The following is a 16,864-nucleotide window of genomic DNA, read 5'->3' as shown; positions in this document are numbered from 1 at the left end:
ATGAGTGCTCTCACACCTTATGCTTCAACGGCGCTTGGCGCCGGTGTCGCCTGCCTCAGCCTTGGCGCGACGAGGCGCATCGATACGGGCTGGAAAGCCTTCGGGCTCGCCCTTTGCGCTCTCGCGTTTAGCGCAGCCCCTGCTCGTGCTGACCAGTTTGTCGAGGCAGCCGACAATGCCAAGATCGACTGCACGCTCTCGCGCGGCGAGCTGACCCGCATTGCGCTCATCGACGATGGCTTTGCCAACGTTTCGAAGATCGCGAGCGCCTATCCCTACAACGATTTCACGATCACCCATGAGCCGGTTCGCGGCGACATCTACATCTCGGTGCCGCCGCAATTTGCCTCGGACCGGGTGAGCTTCTTTGCCACGAGCAAGGCCGGGTTCGTCTACAAGTTCGCCTGCCGGACCGTTCCCCAAGAGGCGAGCCAAGTCTTCGTCACCAATCCGGCGCTCAAGGTCCGTGATGCCGAAGAATGGGAACGGGAAACCGGTCCAAACGATGCGGCCATCCGGCTGATCGAGGCCATGGCGGGCGACGCGGTACTGCCAGGCTTTGTGGGGCGGACTGAGCTCGGCCTGCCGCGCAAGACCGGCACCATCGAGGTCCAGCTGGTCGCCGAATACACCGGCGCTGAACTGACTGGTCAGCGCTTCCGCCTGCGCAATCTCGGCAAGGCACCGCTTGAGCTCGGCCAGGATCGCGAAGGCCCCGCTGGCGCCATTGCCTTTGCTTATGGCCGTGATGTTCTCGCGCCCAATGAAGTGACCAGCGCCTTCCTCGTCTTCCGCAAGGGAGGGCTGGAATGATGGCAAACGCAGACAAGCCGGCCACCGATCCGGTTCCCCAGACCCCTGAGACGGCTGAAGCCAGCGCCACTCCGGAAAGCCGGCGTGAGGTTGGCAGGCGCAATCTGAACCACCAGATCGCGCAACGGCAGAAGGCCTTGCTCGCAGGCGTCGGCGCTATTGCGCTGATCGGCGGGGCAGCCTTCCTGTTCAGCGGCGACGACGACAGACACGCGGACGCTTCTGGCGATACCGTGAGCATCGACACGGGCGGGCTGGTCAATCGCAACCTGTCCGAACGCGAGTTCGTCGCGACCTACGGCAACCGGGCCGATGCCCAGGACCGGGAGATCAAGGCGCTCAAGGAGGGCCAGGTTTCGCGGCCCGAGCTCGAGCAGCAGCTCGCCGCGCTCAAGGCCGAGAACAGCCAGATGCGGACCGACGGCCAAACCGCGATCGACGCCATCTCGGCCGAGAATGCCGCCTTGAAGGCGCAGCTCGACCAGGCCGCGCGTGCCTCGGCAGCGGTGGCCGCGCCGCCCCCGGCCTACGGCCCCGGCGTGGCCCCTGGCGCAGCGCCTGTCCCTGGCCGGACGGCAGCGAGCGGTCCGCTGCCCGAGGAGGGCAAGGTCAGCCTGATGAGCTTCGAGACCGGCGCTGCCGGTCCCAAGAAGCCCGCCCCCGACAATGCAGCCCCGCCGCTCGTGTTGCAGGACAGCCGGGATTACCTGCCGCCCAACAGCTATGCGCCGGCGCGCGTGATCGTCGGCGTCGATGCCTCGACCGGCGTTGCCAGCCAGACCGATCCATTGCCCGTGGTGCTCCGGATCACCGGGCCAGCGCGTTCGGTCATGCGGGGCGGTAAGGTGCTGACGACCGATCTCACCGGCTGCCTCGTCAATGGCGCAGCGCGCGGCGATCTCAGCAGTGAGAAGGTCTATGTGAAGCTTGCCCGCATGACCTGCGCGCAGCCCGGCGGCCGCTATGCGGTGAGCGAGGTCAAGGGCTTCATCAGCTTTGCCGGCAAGTCGGGCGTGCGCGGCCGCGTCGTCAGCCGCGAGGGCAGCCTCGTGGGCCAGGCCCTGCTTGCCGGGATCGTCGGCGGCTTTGGTCGCGGTTTTTCCGCCAACGCCAATGGCGTCTTCACGGGCCAGATCGGCGCTGACGGCAAGCGCCAGGCGCTCTCGCCCACCGACATTGTCGCGGGCGGCTTTGGCCAGGGCGCGGGCGAAGCTGCCGACACGGTGAGCAAATACCTCATCGAACGCGCCGAACAATACCAACCCGTCGTCGAGATGCCGACCGGCATCGAGGTCGAGATCGTCTTCCTCGACGGCGTTCATGTCAGGAGCAATACGAAATGAAGTATTCGGAATTTCAGCCGGGCCTGAAGGCGCGCGCCGCGACTGCGGCCCTCGCTGTCACCACAGCCTTCACCGTGATCAGCCTCGGCCTCGCCGCGGTCACCGCTGAGCCGGCACGGGCCCAGGGCCTGGCCAGCACCGTGCGCGCAGCGCTCATGGCCCGCTTGCCCAAGACGCCGATCACCGGCCTGTCCTGTGAAGGCTTTGGCGGGCTGTGCGAAGTGGTCTCGGGCAACACGCTGTTCTACGTCGATGAGACCGCCCGATATCTCATGGTCGGCCGCCTCTATGACATGGAGACGCGCCGCGATGTCACGGCAGCGCGGCTGCTCGAGCTCAACCCGGATCTCCTGGCGGCAGGGGCCGCACGCGCGGACGCAGACAATGCCCGGCAACAAACCGGGCAGGAAGCCGGGCCGTCGGCGCCGACAGCAACCAAGGTCGACTTGACCCGTCTGCCGGCGGACGGCGCGATCCAGTGGGGACCGGCGAATGCTCCCAAGGTAGTCGTCTTCTCTGATTTCCAGTGCGGTTATTGCCAGCGCCTGACCGGTGAACTGGTCAAGGCAGGCGTCCGGGTCGAGGAGCGGCCGATTTCGATCTTCGGGGCCAAGAGCCGCGAGATTTCTGAAGCAGTGCTGTGCGCTGCCGATCCGGTCAAGGCACTGCACCAGGCTTACGCGGGCGAGGCCGTGCCGCAGCGTAAGGGCTGCAAGGCCCAGGGCCTCGATGCGAATGAGGCGTTTGCCCGGGCGCAGGGCTTCTCGGGCACGCCGGTCCTGGTGCGCGCCAGCGATGGCGCCGTGCTGCAGGGTTATCGCCCAGCTGCTGAAATCCGCAAATTCCTTAGCCTCGCCTCGAACAAGGGAGGCCGCTGATGCGCAGCTTCAGCCATGTGCCTCGCTCCGCGGCACTGCTCGGCCTCCTGCTGGCGACCAGCGGCTGCGCGGCGCTCGGCGGCAACGTCAAGGGCAACTTCTCCTGCCGGGCACCGGAGGGAGACTGCGCGCCGACCTCGGTGATCGATGGCCGGGCGACCGAGACTGTCAATGAAAAGGCCGACGTTCTCTCCGTGCAGCGTCCGGTGACCGCCACCTCAACTTCGGGCACCCTCAAGGTTGTGCTGGCCGCCTATCGCGATGCGCAGGGCCGCAACCACGAGGCGCGCGTCGTCGAAGTGCCGCTGCCGGAACCGGCAGGCGCGCACTTCCAGGATCCGGCAAGCCGCCGCGAGGTTGCGCGGGCGCTTGCCCGGGCCGTCGCCACGGCACGCGAGCCGCAGGGCGAAGCGCCGCCGCCCGCCACAGACACCACCGACCACACCAACTCCGCCTTGCCGGACGTGCTGACTGCCCCCTTGCAGCACGCGCCGGCCGGGGGACCCGGGATAGCCCCCCTCCCGCCCCGGGTCCCCCACCTCAGTGCAGGACAAGGGGAGCCTGCTCCCCAGGAAGGAAACACACCGTGAGCCTCTCCCTTGCCAAAGCCCGCGATGCCCTGATGGGTGGGCTGTTTGCCGATACGGCGTCAGCCGAGAAGCCGCGGGCACGCTTCGGCCTCGACATGCTGTCCGATTGGTTGCCTTACCGGGTCTTCGACGAAAGCGCCGGGCTCTACCGCAACGCTCGTTCGAAGGGTTTCATCCTCGAGGTGACGCCGTTGATCGGCGCCGACGAGCGCACCGGCGAAATCCTGGGACAGTTCTTCTCCGAAGGACTGCCCCAGGGGGCCTGCCTGCAGGTGCTCAATTTCGCGAGCCCGCGGATCGGACAGATCGTCTCCCCGTGGTTTGCGCCGCGCTATGAACAGGGCGGGATCTACGAGGCGATCGCGCGGGAGCGGCTTGCCCGGTTCTATGACCTGGTCTGGGAAAGCGGCTCGGCCTTTGCCCCTTTCCATGTGCGGAGCAGCCGCCTGATCGTCTCGCTCGGTGTCCCGGAAAACACGAACGTCACCGATGCCGAGCTTGCCGAATGCCGCGAGGCTCTACTGGGTCTCATCCATTCGCTGGGGCTCGATGCGCATCCGCTGCGCCCTTCGGCGCTGATCGGCCTCGTTGATGAGCTGACCTCGCCGACTACGGCGCGCGAGCCCGAGCGCCAGACCTGGAATCCGCTCGAGCAGATCGATGTCCAGGCGATCCGCTCCGATATCGAGCTTGAAGTCGAGGACGACCGCATGGTGCTGAGGACCGAGCGATTCCGCGAGATGGGCCGCGACAGCGCCGGGAACCCCGAGGTTGGGGTGTGCCTCCCCGATACGTTCGATGTTCGCCACTTTGCCGTGCGCTCGTTTCCCGAGCGCTGGGCACCGTGGGAGTGCGCGCGGCTGATCGGTGACATGTTCGCCGACAAGCTGCGCTTTCCCTGTCCGACGGCGACGATGCTGTGTCTCGTCTATCCGGACCAGGAGGCAGCTTCGGCCCGCGCTGGCTACAAGTTCATGCGCACGACGAGCCTCAGCCAGACCAAGAGCGCGCGCTTCCTCCCCAAGCTTGCCGACCAGTCGGCCGAGTGGCGCCACGTCCAGAACGAGCTCCAGGCCGGGAAGAAGCTGGTGAAGCTGTTCTATGGCCTCACCAGCTATTCGCCGCTGGGCTCGGGCGATGCCCATGAGCGCGTGATCAAGGCGATCTTCAAGGCGGCAGGCTGGGACCTCACCGATGAGCGCTTCCTCCAGCTCCAGGGTCTGGTCGCCGCGTTCCCCTTGAGCCTCGCCGATGGGTTGGCGGACGACATGCTGCGCCTGAAGCGCATGCGCACCATGCTCTCAACTACTGCGGCCAATATTGCGCCGATGCAGGGCGAGTACCTGGGCCGCACGGTTCCCCACCTCCTGCTGGTTGGCCGGCGGGGGCAGCCGTTCTGGTGGTCGCCGTTCGAGAACGGGGCTGGCAACCACAACATCGCGATTTGCGGCAAGTCCGGCTCGGGCAAGTCGGTCCTGCTCCAGGAGCTCTGTGCAGCCCTGCGCGGTGCAGGTGCCAAAGTCGTGGTCATCGACGACGGCCGCTCGTTCGAGCATTCGGTCAAGCTTCAGGGCGGGCGCTTCGTCGAGTTCACGCTCGCTGCGGGCTTTTCGCTCAATCCCTTCTCCATGGTCGACGATGCGCGGGCTGAGGCCGACGAGGATTACCGCCTCGACTGCTTTGCCATGATCAAGGCGATCATCGGGCAGATGGCCCGTCATGACAACAAGCCTAGCGATACCGAGCGGGGCCTGATCGACCGGGCGGTCACCACGGTCTGGAATACGCTCGGGAGCGGCGGCAGCATCGATGACATTGCGGCAGCGCTCGAAGCTGGCGGCGGCGAGCTTGGGGCAAACCTGGCGACCGCGATCGCGCCCTATTGCCGGGGCGGCAGCTATGGCGGATTCTTCTCAGGGAAGGCCAGCTTCGCGCTCGATGACGATTTCACGGTCTTCGAGATGAGTGACCTTGCGAGCCGTGAGGAGCTCAGAAGCGTCGTTCTTTCGGCGATCATGTTCATGACCGGCCAGGCCATGACGCGGACCTCGCGAGCGACGCGCAAGCTACTGCTGATCGACGAGGCCTGGTCGATGCTGAAGGGCGGCTCGATGGGCGATTTCGTCGAGACCTATGCCCGCACCGCCCGCAAATACGGGGGCGCGCTCGCAACCGCGACCCAGTCCCTGAATGACTATTACAAGTCGGACGGCGCGCGCGCCGCGCTTGAGAACAGCGACTGGATGCTGATCCTCCAGCAGAAGGCCGAGACGATCTCCGACTTCCGGCAGAGTGCGCGGCTCGACATGGACGACCGGACAGAGACGTTGATCCGTTCGCTGAAGCGCTCAGGTGCGGAATACTCCGAGATCTTCATCAAGGGCCCGGAGACCGAAGCGATCGGGCGCCTCGTGCTCGATCCGCTCTCGGCGACGATCTTCTCGTCCGATCCGGGCACCTATGCCGCGATCCAGGCGCTCGAAGCGAAGGGCATGCCGCTCGCTGACGCGATCCGAACGGTCGCTGGCCTGGCTCCGGGAGAGCGCTGATGGCCTTCCATCAAACCCCGTTCGACCACATCGGTGTGTGGTCGCCGTCGATGCGGCTCATCCCGTTCCTGCAGGGCACCTGCGTTATCCTCATCGAGGCATCGCGCTTTGCGGCCTCAAGCCTGCTCATCGTCCTGGGCTTGCCGCTGTTTGCGTTCCTGTTCCTCGCGGGCTGGGACATGGGGCTCTTGTTCGCGCAGCTCAGCAATCTTGCCGACCATTACCGCGAGGCGGACGCAATCCGCCGGATTGCCTTTTCCCAGGACCTGCAGGGTGCCTTCATCGCCGCCCTGCTCGGCGTGGTGTTGGTGCGGATCCCTCGCTTCCTGAAGCGCTTCGAAACAGCCCTCGCTCCGGCCGCACCCAAGGAGACTGTCAATGGCTGACGTTCGCCGATTACAATCTTTTAATCGCACGCTTGCGCTGCGGCTTGGCGGGGTTCTCCTCACGGTCTGCATTCTGTTGTGGGGGGCCTGGGTCAGCCGCGAAGTGGCCCGTCCCCGTGAACAGATCGTCACGGTGCGCTTGGCTGAGACCATCGCGCGGTTCGTCGATGCTGAAGCCCGCGCGGCCCCAGACCCCGAAGTCGGCCAGGCCCGCACGCTCGCCTATCTCAAGGCGGCCGAGGCGGCGGTCCAGGATATGGGCAAGAATGGCCGCGTGGTGCTGGTGGCCGAGGCGGTCCTTGCGGGTGAAGTGCCCGACGCGACCGCTGAACTGGAGCAGCGCATTGCCGCGCGGCTCGGCCGGGAGCCGCAGCCATGATCCACATCGCCCATCTGCTGCGCGGAGCCCGGCGTCCGCTACTCCTGACCGGGATCGTTGCCTTGCCGTTCGCCTGGGCGCCGCTCGCCGCCTTCAGTAAGGATCATGCCTTCCTGATCAATTCGAGCCCGAGTTTGCCAAACTGGGCCTTCTGGCTCGACAAGTCGGCGCCGATCGCGCGTGGCAGCCTGATCTTTTTCGAGCCGCCCAGCTCGCCGCTGCTCGACAAGCATTTCGGCGAAGGGCCGCACCTTTTCGGCAAGCGGGTGCTGGGTCTTCCGGGCGATGTCGTGAGCCACGAGGGCGCGCAAGTCCGGGTGAATGGCCGGGTTGTTGGCGCGCGTCTCGAACAGACCCGGCTTGGGCTCAGGCTCAGTCCGGGGCCGGAAGGCGTCATCCCGCGCGGCTGCTACTATGTCGGCAGCGACCATCCGCGCGGGTTCGACAGCCGCTACGCCGAGGTGGGTTTTGCCTGCCGCGGGCAGATTCTCGGCAGCGGGAGGGCGATCCTGTGAAGCGCGCCCTGCTTGTAACCTTTGCGCTTGTCCTCGCCGTTCCGGCCGATGCGCGGGACTATGGCCAGCAAGGTGCCGTGTTCCCGGTGATCGAACGCGATCTCCTGGAACAGATCCACACGCGGCTCACTGCAATGGAAAAATCAGGTGAGACCCAGCGGCTCAATCAGGAGCTGAAGCGGCGCACGACGGCGCGCGTCAACCGGCCAGAGCCGGTTGCGGGCCTCGTCCCGGCGAGCGCAGCTCGCCGCTGGAGCTTTGATCCGACGATCACACTCGAGACCGATATCCGGGGCGCCAAGGGCGAGCTCATCCATGCCCGCGGGACCCGGGTGAACCCGCTCGACAGCGTACCGTTGCGCACGCAGCTCCTGTTCTTCGATGGCGACGATCCTGACCAGCTCGCCTGGGCGCTCAGGGTATCGCCGGGCGCCAAGCTCATCCTGACCAAGGGCGCACCGCTCGAGCTGATGAAGGCGCGGCAGCGGCGCTTTTACTTCGACCAGGGCGGCAAGTTGATCGCGCATTTCGGGATCAGGGCTCTGCCCGCCCGCGTGCGCCAGAATGGCCGGGTGCTCGAGGTCAGCGAGGTCGTCCTGCCTTCCCGACAAGGAGCCCGCCCATGAAATCGCTTCGTCGCCTCGCTGCGAGCCTGCTCGCTGGCCTCGGGCTGGCGCTGGCCAGTCCGGCCAACGCCGATGCCGGGCCCGGTCGCTGCACCGGCAGCTTCGTCAACCCGATCACGGATATCTGCTGGTCGTGCCTGTTTCCGATTTCGGTCGGCGGGCTGAAGATCTGGCCCTCCAACCGGCCCGATCCTGACAATCCTGATCTGCCGCTCTGCCTCTGCGGGCTGCGGCCAGGGATTGCCATGGGCTTCTGGGAGCCGGTCCGGCTTGCCGACGTCAGCATGAAGCCGTGGTGCTTCGTCAATCTGGGCGGGATGAAGCTCGATCCCGGGTTCGATATCGGTTTCCGCTCGATCAAGGGCCCGTCCGCCGTGGGCGGAGCCAGCCAGAATTACTCGAGCTGGCATGTCCACTGGTACGCTTACCCCTTGATCTACTGGATGGAGATCATCGCCGATTTCCTGTGCCTTGAGTCCGGCTCGATCGACATCCTCTACATTTCCGAGATCGATCCGCTCTGGCAGGACAGCGAGCTTACCGCGATCATCAACCCCGAGGCGGTGCTGTTCGCCAATCCCCTGGCGCTTGCTGCCTGCGCTGCCGACTGCGTCTCGGCCACGGTCAAGCTTCCGGTCGACGAGATGTTCTGGTGCGCTGGCTGCCAGGGCTCGATGTACCCGATGAACGGCAACGTCTCGGCGTCGATCGGCCATGTCCAGGCCTCACGGCTTGTACTCTCGCGCTTTGCCTACAAGCTCCACCGCGAGCTCGTTGCCTGGGGCACGATGGGCGGCAAGGGGCTTTGCGGCAAGTACCTGATGCCGGTGATGCGCAAGCAGCAATACCGGTTCCAGGCCACCAACCCGAACCCGGCGACCAAGGGGCGTTATGCGTGCCCACCAATCGGCGCCTCCACCACCTTTCAATCAGCCGGACAGGTCATCCCCGCGATCGGTGAAGACATGGGATACCTCGTCTGGCGCAAGCGGAACTGCTGCGCGCTATGAACCGGAAACTTCTCCTGATCCCGCTCGCTGCGGGCATTTCTCTCGCAGGCCTGGCGCTGGCCCAAAGCGCGCCCGAAGGTATCGACCTCGAAGCCATCCGTGCCCGCTCGGCCGAGCATGCCAAGGATGCTGATGCCCTTGCGAGCACGGTCCGCTCCCGAGCGGAGGCCGTGCATGACGAGGCATTGCAGAGCCAGAGTGCCGCACAGGCCGCGGCCACGCGGTTTGCCGAGACTGTCCCGGCGTCGGCCAAAGGTCCAGAGGTCTTTGACTTCGACGCGATGGTGCGCGAGCGCGCCGAGGCGGAGAAGGCACCGCTCTCCCAAAGCCCGCGCTTCATTGCCTTTGCGAGCCTATCGATGCCGCCCGAGGCGCTCAAAGCGCTGGTTCGCGACATGGGACGCGCAGGCGGCGTGACTGTGCTGCGCGGCTTCCCGGCCGGGGACTCTGCAAAGTTCAAGGCAACGCTAGCGGCGATCTGGCAGGGCGATGATGCCCCCCAGGCGCTCGGGATCGATCCCCGCCTGTTCCGGGCTTTCGGCATCGAGGCCGCCCCCAGCTTCGTGATGGTGGGCAGCGACTTTGCGCCGTGTGACGGCTTCGACTGCCGCGACGCCCCGCCGACGCATGACCGGCTCTCAGGCAATGTGACGGTGAGCCAGGTCCTCGAGACCTTCCGCGATGGCAACGGCCCAGGCGCCCAGCTGGCGCGGCTACACCTTGCCCGCCTCGAACAGGAGCTGCGCCCATGACCTGGCTTCGTCCGATACTCGGAGCTCTACTACTTTTGGCAGGAGTGGCCCAGGCGGCTTCGGCCCAGACGACGGCCGATGCAAAAGCCGATGGCAAGGCGTTCGGCGGCAGCGTGATCGATCGCGCCAAGGGCGCCGCGACCACGGCGCCGGATGCTTCGCGCGTTCCCGGGTTCAATCCTGCCGCCACCCAAAGCCTTGAGGACCTGGCCGACCATCCCGATCGGATTGAGGGCGCCGCCCGTAGCGCTGCAACCGGCAACACCGCGATCCGGACGATCGAGGACAGCATGGATAACCGCGCCCGGTTTTCACCCCAGGAGATCAAGAGCATTCTCGCTCGGTCGGGCGAGATCAGCGAGACCCCGCTCGATTACACAAGCGGCATGTCGGTCTCGGGTTCGAAGGGCAATTGCGTCCCGCTCCCGCCCGGAACCGGCTCGGTCGGAACCTACATGGCGACCTGCAACACCGGCTATACGGCCGAGCAGAAGACGGCGACGTGCCAAGTGCCCCTCGAGGTGCGCGCCGAGCCGCGCCAAGTCTATGGCTACTACTGCGTTGCGGGAAGCGGGGTCGATCCGAACGGGATCTATGCCTGCAACCACTATCCGGCACCGCAGTGCACGGTCACGCAGTCCTGGCCGATTAACCTGTGCGATCCCTATTTCGGGATCTACTGGGGCTGCAACTCCGGCGACCTGCGCGTCGATCTGGTCAGCTGCACCGCGCCGGTTGAAGGGGCCACGCCCTATACGACCACCACCGAAACCGTGGTCACCGCCGAGCGAAACGAGAGCCAGTGCTCCGCGCTGGCTGGCGATGCCAACTGCACGCTCGACACCGAAGTCTGCACCGACAGCGACCCCGTCACCCGGATCGTCGATGGCGTCGCGGTGACCCAGCCATGCTGGGCCTGGCAGCGCAGCTATACCTGCTCGGCAAAGACGCCCGGCAATGACTGCGGCGAACTGGAAGCGAACGGCAGCTGCCGCTTCGTGCGCGAGGATTGCCTGACGGGCGATAGCCCCTGCTCGACGGCCGAGCGGGTCTATGAGTGCCCGGTGCCTCCCAGCGAGAACGCAGGCCAGCAATATGTCTGCGACGGAGACGTCTACTGCATCGACGGCTCGTGCGAGACGATCACTCGCGAGGCCAACGACGAATTCAAGGATGCGGTCGTCGCCCTCAACGCGATGGACCAGGCGCGGCGCGAGTTCGACCCGGCGACCATGACCCTGTTCAAGGGCGAGCGCGAGACGTGCTCGTCCAAGGTCTTCGGCGTGCTCAACTGCTGCAAGGGCAAAGGCTTCCCGCTGATCCCCGGGATCCAGTTCCTGGTCATGCTGGGATGCAATCGCGAGGAGGTCCTGCTTCACCAGCGCGATGCGCAAGGGCTGTGCACTTATGTCGGGACCTATTGCTCCTCGAGCTTCCTCGGGGTCTGCCTGACCAAGCAGAAGGTTTACTGCTGCTTTGAGTCCAAGCTGACCCGCATCCTGCAGGAACAGGGCCGTGCGCAGCTTCCCAAGCCCTGGGGCAAGCCCAAGACCGAGCAGTGCCTTGGCTTCACTCTCGACGAGTTCGCCCGGCTCGATCTCAGCCGCATGGATTTCTCCGAGGTCTATGCCGAGTTCTCCGATGCGGCGCGGCTCCCCGACGAGCTCCAGACCTCCGAGCTCATTCAGCAGAAAATCCGCGATTATTACGAAAGGAGCAGCCAATGAGCGCCCGTCGCACCCGCACGGCCATCATGCTGGCCGCCATGCTTGGTCAAGCAGTCCCGAGCGCTGCCCAGGACGCGGCCACGCTCCCCAGCGCTGCCGCCACCGAGGCCGGTGACGCCTTCTACTGCGGCGAGCGGCGGCTCGGCTACTGGTTCTACTGCGTGCGGCCGAAACCCTCGCCGCCGCAGACTACCGAGCCGAAGTCCCAGGCACCGACCGCCACGGCTGCGCTCGACGCCATCACCGCGACGCTGCGTGAGCTCAAGGCTCGGGCGATCATCGAGCCGACGCCTGCGAATGTGACGGCCTATATCCGCTTCCAGCGCGAGCAACTCGACCGGGCCTCACTGTTCTCGGATGTCTGGCAGCGAGCGATCTGGCAGGATCCGGGGCTCGATTACACGCTCGAGCGCCCGGTCGGAGCGGTCGCCAAGCGGCAATGGCAGGATGCCCGGGCAGCCGAGCGCGATAGCGTGATGGCTCATCTCGGGGATCGCTACGGGCTGTTCTACTTCTTCGCCCAGACCTGCGGGGCCTGCGAGGTGATGAGCCCGATCGTCAAGGCGGTCGCCGATCGCTGGCAGCTCACGGTGAGAGCGATCTCGACCGACGGCGGGCCCTCGCGTCATTTCCCGAACTACACGGTTGAGAGCGGGCAGCGCCCGCGCATGGGCCTTGAGCCCAAGATCACGCCGGCCCTGGTCCTTTGGGACAGCGAAGCCAAACGCTCGATCCCGATCGGATACGGTGTCCTGTCGGCCGACGAGCTGCAGGACCGCATCTTTCTCCTGACTTCGAAGGAAGCCGGCCATGATTTCTAAGCTGCGCACTGCGGCGCTTGTTCTTGCCGCCACGAGCCTCGTTGTAACCCCGCTCCAGGCCAATGTCGGCGACAGCATGGACCGCTTCATGAACGACATGGGCGGAGCCGCGAATGTCACCGGTCCGAGCGCCTTCCAGGGCCAGTCGGCGGGCTACTATAGCCTTGGCAATGTCTGGACGCGCTTCCCGCAAAAGACGACCAACATCGCCAATCTCCAGCTGCCCCGGGCCCGGGCCGGCTGCGGCGGCATCGACATTTTTGCCGGCAGCTTCAGCTTCATCAACGCGAGCGAAATCGTCGCGCTGCTGAAGGCAGTCGCCAACAATGCTGTTGGCTTTGCCTTCAGCCTGGCGATCGACACCGTCTGCCCCGAGTGTTCGAAGATCATGCAGGAGTTTGCGCAGAAGGCGCAGCTCATGAACAACCTGTCGATCAACAGCTGCGAAATGGCCCAGGGCCTGGTCGGGGGGATCTGGCCCAAGGGCGACCTTGCCGACAAGGCGATCTGCGAGGCGATTGGCAACAGCGAGGGTATTTTCACCGATTACGCGGCGGCCAAGCATGGCTGCGGGACGCGCGGTCAAAGGAGCTCGACCAACTCCGGGGCCGGGGCAAACTATGCCGATGTGAACCCGGCGGTGGCGCGCAACTACACCTGGCACGTCCTCAAGAAGTCGGCCTTCTTCTCGCCCAATGGCACGTTTGACCGCGATCTTGCGGAATATGCGATGACGCTGATCGGCACGGTGATCTACGTGCCGCCGAAGGACGACGAGCCGGGCAAGTTCGTGCCATTTGCAGGCGATGCATCCTCAACGCTGGTGACCGCGCTGCTTGATGGCACGCAGGGCCAGACGGTCCGGGTCTTTGCCTGCGACGAGCCGGACCAGTGCCTCAATCCGACGTTTAGGGACATGAGCCTCAATTCAGCCAAGGCTATCCGGCCCAGGGTGGCCGCGCTCATCGGCAGCATGGTGGCTGCGATCCGCACGGATACGGCGATTGGTGATGCCGAGAAGGAGCTGCTCCAGGTTGCCTCGGTCCCGCTCTACAAGATTCTGACGGTCCAGGCCGCCTACGGTCGGGGCATGGCAACCGATGACCGCGACACGCTCGCCGAGATCACCAGCATCGACCTGCTCTACGCGGTGCTCGACCGGATCGTGTCGGAGGCAGGCCGCTCGATGGCGAGCTTCATCGCCGCGGACGAAGCCAAGCTCGCGATCTGGCGCGCGCAGGTTGCCGAAGTGCGCTCGAGCCTCGCGCAGCGTCAGGCAACGGGCCAAGCCAAGGTCTCGGCCATCATGCAGATCATCGAGAAGACAGCGATGATCGAGAACATGCTGGCGGCCTCGATGTCCCCCTCGATGGCTGCATCGCTCGACTGGTCGCGTGCGCTCCAGTCCCGTTCCATCGTCCCTTAAAAGGCGAGACTATCCATGATCGAGATCTTCACGGTCGGCGGCGGCGAGTACATCGTCAATGTCCTGAATGCCGTCGCTAGCTGGACGGGTGCCGGCGGCTACAAAAGCCTGATCCAGGTGACCATGGTCATGGGCCTGGCGCTTGCGGTCATCGTGCTCGCCTTCAACCAGGACTGGCGGGCTTGGCTCAACTGGTTCCTTGGTGCGACGCTCATCTATATGTGCCTGATGGTGCCGCGCATGGACGTCCATGTGACCGACCGGGTCAACCCGAGCCTTGCCCCCGCAAATGTCGCGAACGTGCCCTTGGGTCTTGCGCTCATGGCCAGCTTCACAAGCCAGGTTGGCGACTATCTCACGCGCTCAGCCGAGCTGGTCTTTGGCCTGCCGGACGACCTCAACTATTCGAAGAACGGCATGATCTATGGCGCGCGGCTCATGGAGGCAACGCGCTCCCTGCGCATCTCGGACCCCGAGTTTGCCGCCAATCTCGACGAGCACATCCGGCAATGCGTGTTCTATGATCTGCTGCTCGGCCGCTATTCGATGAAGCAGCTGGCAGAGAGCGACGATATCTGGACGACAATCGCACCCGGCAGCGCGGCGCGGGCGCAGAAGTTTGTGACCCGACAGGCCGATGACAGCGTAACGGCGTCGATCGTCACCTGCCGTGATGCCTATACCAGCCTTTCGAACCAGTGGGCGGGGCTCGTCGACTCCATGGCGCTCAGCGCCGGGCGGCAGCTCTATCCACGCCAGACGGCGGCTCTCGCCAAGACCAAGCTGCTCGCGGACCTACCGGTGGGCTACCAATATCTCTCGGGGGTCTCGAAGAACGCGAGCGACATCTTCCGCCAGGTCCTGACGATCAACGCGATGAACCAAGCGATGCACGGGTTTGCGGGCGCGAGCGGGACCTCGAGCGTCGATGTCTTCGCCCAGACCCGTGCCGACATCCAGACCGAGCGGACCTATGCTTCGATCGCCGAGAACGCGATGAAGTGGGTCCCGATCCTCAATGTCGTGTTGACGGTCGTGTTCTACGCGATGTTCCCGGTGATCTTTCCGCTGTTCCTCATGCCTAAGACCGGGCCGCTTGCGCTGCGCGGCTATGTCACCGGGTTCTTCTACCTGGCGGCCTGGGGACCGCTCTTCGTCATCCTGCACATGATCTTGATGTTCAAGGGCGCGAGCGATGTGGCGGCGGCCGGGAACGGCACGGGCCTGTCGCTTGCGACCTTTGCAGGCATGACCGACGTGAACCGCGATATCGGACTTCTTGCCGGCTATCTCGTCGCGTCGGTCCCGTTCCTTGCGGGCGGGATCGCCAAGGGCGCGCTGGCGATCTCCGGCCAGGCGACCTCCTACCTCAACCCGTCACAGAATGCGGCCGAGGAAGCCGCGCGCGAGGCCAGCACTGGCAATGTCTCGCTCGGCAACAGCAACCTCGATAATTCGACGGTGTTCTCGCGCCAGTTTGCCCAGGGCGCGCTCAATCCGAGCATTTCCTATGGCGCAGCCCAGACGCGTGGCTTCAGCGATGTGGGCACCCAGACGACCAGCTTCAGCGGGGCGGAATTCGCGACAGTGCCGAATTCGCAGTACCCGTTCACGCCGACGCTGGGGCAGGATTTCACGAGCAGGCTGTCGACCATGGCGAGCCAGAGCCGCGGGCAGAGCGAGACCTACTCGAACCTTGCCCAGCAATCGACCAGCTCGGCCGTCACTCGCTTCAACGAGATCCGCAATGCCTACAGCCAGGGCCGCTCCTCGGAGACGGTCAGCGGCACTGGCAGCAACGACAGCATCGGCACCGCCTTCAGCGAGGTCGACAACGCCTCCACCACCCTGCAGCGCCAGTTCGGCCTATCGCGTCGTGCGGCTGACGACATCACCGTTTCGTGGTTTCTCAATGGCGAAGCCACTGCCGGCGTTGGCGGCAGCCTTGGCCCTGTAGAGATTGGCGCAAAAGCTCGTGGTGGTCGCAATCAAAGCTGGACCGACAGCGACGTTGGTATTGCCTCCGAGGACCGGAATCGCATTATCGGGTCGCTTCAGCAGATGTCGGATACGCGAAACTGGTCGAGCACGCGTGAAGGCTTCCTACGCCAAACTAGCTCGAACTCGAGCTCCCAGGTTTCGACCAGCGCAGCTGGCCTCAGCCGCTCTTTGACTGAAACGCAGACCTACTCGGCCGAAGCCCGGCGCGCTGAAGAGCTGGCAAGCCGCCTGGAAAGCCAAGCCTCCTGGTATGAAGGTACCAACGCTGCCGGTTCGCTCAACCTCAGCCAAGCCTACCGCGAATGGGGCATGTCGGAGATCGAGGCAAACCGCGATTATTATGGCCCGGTCCGGTTCGACGACGTCAACTTCCAGATGAGCGCGCAGGGACAGCAGCTCCAGGCCCGGTTCGTGGAAAGCTACGCCGACCGACTTCACGATGAGATCGAAGGGGAGCTGACGCTGCCCGAGTTCGCGCCGGTCAACCGCCCCACCGTTGCGAACCAAGGCGATGTCCGCGCCCGAGGGCCGAGTGGAGGCGGTGGATCAGGAAATCTTGCTGCTCCTCCTGATCCATCGGGGATCAGGCAAGAGGTGCGCGCGGCGCAGACGCGCGGCCGCGGGCGGATCGATCAGTCGAGAGGCAATCTCGACGCAGTCACCCGAGGAGCCAAAGGGGCAAGCGAGGAGGCGGCGGACGAGGTAAAGGAATGGTAACGCATCAAAGGATAAGATCGTTGATAATCACAAAGATGACGTACGCAGTAAGCAACGTGAACACCGTGATCATGGCAGCGCGCCCCCAGGGGTCAGCCCAGGTTTTTTTTCCACGTGTAGGCAGTTAGACGATTTTCTGTGATCGCCCGATCAAGCTCTTTGAGGCCCTTCCAGTCCTCGGTCGCAGCAGGGTCGTCAGATGATTTCAACATGAGGCACCTACTCAGTTGGCGTGTGCTCCAAAATCGCTGCAATATCGCCGATTTTCAAGCTTTTCGCAGTGATTCTGACACATAAACTTTCGATCTCCAAGTGCATAGAGACCACTGAA

Annotated in this window: 15 protein-coding genes; all 15 read left to right on the top strand. The window is 65.0% G+C overall.

Annotated elements, in window-relative coordinates; genetic code table 11:
- The 15 genes from QOL62_RS05705 to QOL62_RS05635 are packed head-to-tail and all read left to right on the top strand — an operon-like array spanning position 1 to position 16,533.
- Positions 1-813, top strand: a complete 813-nt coding sequence (locus QOL62_RS05705; protein WP_283405538.1) for a type-F conjugative transfer system secretin TraK — start codon at positions 1-3, stop codon at positions 811-813.
- Positions 813-2,156, top strand: a complete 1,344-nt coding sequence (locus QOL62_RS05700; protein ID WP_283405805.1) for a TraB/VirB10 family protein — start codon at positions 813-815, stop codon at positions 2,154-2,156. The genes QOL62_RS05705 and QOL62_RS05700 overlap by 1 nt, the downstream gene beginning before the upstream one ends.
- Positions 2,153-3,034, top strand: coding sequence for a DsbC family protein (locus tag QOL62_RS05695; protein WP_283405537.1), 882 nt, complete (start codon positions 2,153-2,155; stop codon positions 3,032-3,034). The genes QOL62_RS05700 and QOL62_RS05695 overlap by 4 nt, the downstream gene beginning before the upstream one ends.
- Positions 3,034-3,624, top strand: coding sequence for a hypothetical protein (locus QOL62_RS05690; protein WP_283405536.1), 591 nt, complete (start codon positions 3,034-3,036; stop codon positions 3,622-3,624). Before QOL62_RS05695 ends, QOL62_RS05690 begins: the two co-directional genes overlap by 1 nt.
- Positions 3,621-6,173, top strand: coding sequence for a type IV secretion system protein TraC (traC, locus tag QOL62_RS05685; protein ID WP_283405535.1), 2,553 nt, complete (start codon positions 3,621-3,623; stop codon positions 6,171-6,173). Before QOL62_RS05690 ends, traC begins: the two co-directional genes overlap by 4 nt.
- Positions 6,173-6,559 (top strand): hypothetical protein, encoded by a 387-nt coding sequence (locus QOL62_RS05680; protein WP_283405534.1) that lies wholly within the window; start codon positions 6,173-6,175, stop codon positions 6,557-6,559. The genes traC and QOL62_RS05680 overlap by 1 nt, the downstream gene beginning before the upstream one ends.
- A complete protein-coding gene (locus QOL62_RS05675) occupies positions 6,552-6,938 on the top strand; it encodes a TrbI F-type domain-containing protein (protein ID WP_283405533.1) in 387 nt (128 codons plus the stop codon). Before QOL62_RS05680 ends, QOL62_RS05675 begins: the two co-directional genes overlap by 8 nt.
- On the top strand, positions 6,935-7,453 hold the full coding sequence (locus tag QOL62_RS05670) for a S26 family signal peptidase (RefSeq protein WP_283405532.1): 519 nt from the start codon (positions 6,935-6,937) through the stop codon (positions 7,451-7,453). The genes QOL62_RS05675 and QOL62_RS05670 overlap by 4 nt, the downstream gene beginning before the upstream one ends.
- Positions 7,450-8,079: a type-F conjugative transfer system protein TraW gene (gene traW, locus QOL62_RS05665; protein WP_283405531.1), complete on the top strand. Its 630-nt coding sequence runs from the start codon at positions 7,450-7,452 to the stop codon at positions 8,077-8,079. The genes QOL62_RS05670 and traW overlap by 4 nt, the downstream gene beginning before the upstream one ends.
- Positions 8,076-9,089, top strand: a complete 1,014-nt coding sequence (gene traU, locus QOL62_RS05660) for a conjugal transfer pilus assembly protein TraU (RefSeq protein ID WP_283405530.1) — start codon at positions 8,076-8,078, stop codon at positions 9,087-9,089. The genes traW and traU overlap by 4 nt, the downstream gene beginning before the upstream one ends.
- Complete coding sequence (gene trbC, locus QOL62_RS05655) at positions 9,086-9,841, top strand: type-F conjugative transfer system pilin assembly protein TrbC (RefSeq protein ID WP_283405529.1); 756 nt, start codon at positions 9,086-9,088, stop codon at positions 9,839-9,841. Before traU ends, trbC begins: the two co-directional genes overlap by 4 nt.
- The gene (locus QOL62_RS05650) at positions 9,838-11,568 is read left to right on the top strand and encodes a conjugal transfer protein TraN (RefSeq protein WP_283405528.1); all 1,731 of its coding nucleotides are present in this window, start codon (positions 9,838-9,840) and stop codon (positions 11,566-11,568) included. Before trbC ends, QOL62_RS05650 begins: the two co-directional genes overlap by 4 nt.
- Positions 11,565-12,389, top strand: a complete 825-nt coding sequence (locus QOL62_RS05645) for a conjugal transfer protein TraF (protein WP_379501849.1) — start codon at positions 11,565-11,567, stop codon at positions 12,387-12,389. Before QOL62_RS05650 ends, QOL62_RS05645 begins: the two co-directional genes overlap by 4 nt.
- Positions 12,379-13,815, top strand: a complete 1,437-nt coding sequence (locus QOL62_RS05640) for a conjugal transfer protein TraH (RefSeq protein ID WP_283405527.1) — start codon at positions 12,379-12,381, stop codon at positions 13,813-13,815. The genes QOL62_RS05645 and QOL62_RS05640 overlap by 11 nt, the downstream gene beginning before the upstream one ends.
- Before the next feature lie 15 nt (positions 13,816-13,830).
- Positions 13,831-16,533, top strand: a complete 2,703-nt coding sequence (locus tag QOL62_RS05635) for a conjugal transfer protein TraG N-terminal domain-containing protein (RefSeq protein ID WP_283405526.1) — start codon at positions 13,831-13,833, stop codon at positions 16,531-16,533.
- Positions 16,534-16,864 lie beyond the last annotated feature (331 nt).

Origin of the sequence: Novosphingobium panipatense (assembly GCF_900182875.1) — a bacterium.
GTDB classification, from domain to species: domain Bacteria; phylum Pseudomonadota; class Alphaproteobacteria; order Sphingomonadales; family Sphingomonadaceae; genus Novosphingobium; species Novosphingobium panipatense.
This window is presented reverse-complemented; position numbering and strand designations above follow the sequence as displayed.

Coding starts and splice junctions, on each gene's coding strand:
- QOL62_RS05675 (WP_283405533.1), top strand. CDS start 6,552: ATGGCTGACGTTCGCCGATTACAATCTTTTAATCGCACGCTTGCGCTG.
- QOL62_RS05695 (WP_283405537.1), top strand. CDS start 2,153: ATGAAGTATTCGGAATTTCAGCCGGGCCTGAAGGCGCGCGCCGCGACT.
- QOL62_RS05705 (WP_283405538.1), top strand. CDS start 1: ATGAGTGCTCTCACACCTTATGCTTCAACGGCGCTTGGCGCCGGTGTC.
- QOL62_RS05650 (WP_283405528.1), top strand. CDS start 9,838: ATGACCTGGCTTCGTCCGATACTCGGAGCTCTACTACTTTTGGCAGGA.
- QOL62_RS05680 (WP_283405534.1), top strand. CDS start 6,173: ATGGCCTTCCATCAAACCCCGTTCGACCACATCGGTGTGTGGTCGCCG.
- traU (WP_283405530.1), top strand. CDS start 8,076: ATGAAATCGCTTCGTCGCCTCGCTGCGAGCCTGCTCGCTGGCCTCGGG.
- QOL62_RS05670 (WP_283405532.1), top strand. CDS start 6,935: ATGATCCACATCGCCCATCTGCTGCGCGGAGCCCGGCGTCCGCTACTC.
- trbC (WP_283405529.1), top strand. CDS start 9,086: ATGAACCGGAAACTTCTCCTGATCCCGCTCGCTGCGGGCATTTCTCTC.
- QOL62_RS05690 (WP_283405536.1), top strand. CDS start 3,034: ATGCGCAGCTTCAGCCATGTGCCTCGCTCCGCGGCACTGCTCGGCCTC.
- QOL62_RS05640 (WP_283405527.1), top strand. CDS start 12,379: ATGATTTCTAAGCTGCGCACTGCGGCGCTTGTTCTTGCCGCCACGAGC.
- QOL62_RS05700 (WP_283405805.1), top strand. CDS start 813: ATGGCAAACGCAGACAAGCCGGCCACCGATCCGGTTCCCCAGACCCCT.
- QOL62_RS05635 (WP_283405526.1), top strand. CDS start 13,831: ATGATCGAGATCTTCACGGTCGGCGGCGGCGAGTACATCGTCAATGTC.
- QOL62_RS05645 (WP_379501849.1), top strand. CDS start 11,565: ATGAGCGCCCGTCGCACCCGCACGGCCATCATGCTGGCCGCCATGCTT.